Origin of the sequence: Aeromicrobium phragmitis (assembly GCF_003674095.1) — a bacterium.
In the GTDB taxonomy this organism is placed as follows: domain Bacteria; phylum Actinomycetota; class Actinomycetes; order Propionibacteriales; family Nocardioidaceae; genus Aeromicrobium; species Aeromicrobium phragmitis.
This window is the reverse complement of sequence record NZ_RDBF01000284.1, coordinates 1-296: the sequence shown is the minus strand read 5'-3', so window position 1 is coordinate 296 and position 296 is coordinate 1. Positions and strand designations below refer to the sequence as shown.

Annotated in this window: 1 protein-coding gene; it reads left to right on the top strand. The window is 72.6% G+C overall.

All coding sequences use genetic code 11. The annotated features are described in order from the left end of the window. Positions 1 to 296 (top strand): cell division protein PerM (locus D9V41_RS18180; RefSeq protein WP_243697338.1); only part of this gene is annotated, 296 nt, incomplete at both ends.

Below are 296 nucleotides of genomic sequence, written 5' to 3'. Positions count from 1 at the left end.
GGCGGGACTTCGCGCCGCAGGAGCAGTGGTCGCGATCGCCTTCGTGCTGGTGATGATCGTCGCGGCCAGCCGCGTCCAAGCCGCCGCCGACCTGTGGGCCGCGCTCAACCCCGGGTACCTGGGCGGCCTCGTCCTCGGCGCCTTGTGCCTCCTCGCCCTGCCCACCCTCGTCGCGTGGGCGCTGGCGATCATCCTCGGACCCGGCATCGCACTCGGTGCCGACACACGGGTCGACATCGCGGGAGTCGATGTCGGGGTGCTTCCAGCGTTCCCGCCCCTGGCGATCCTCCCCGACC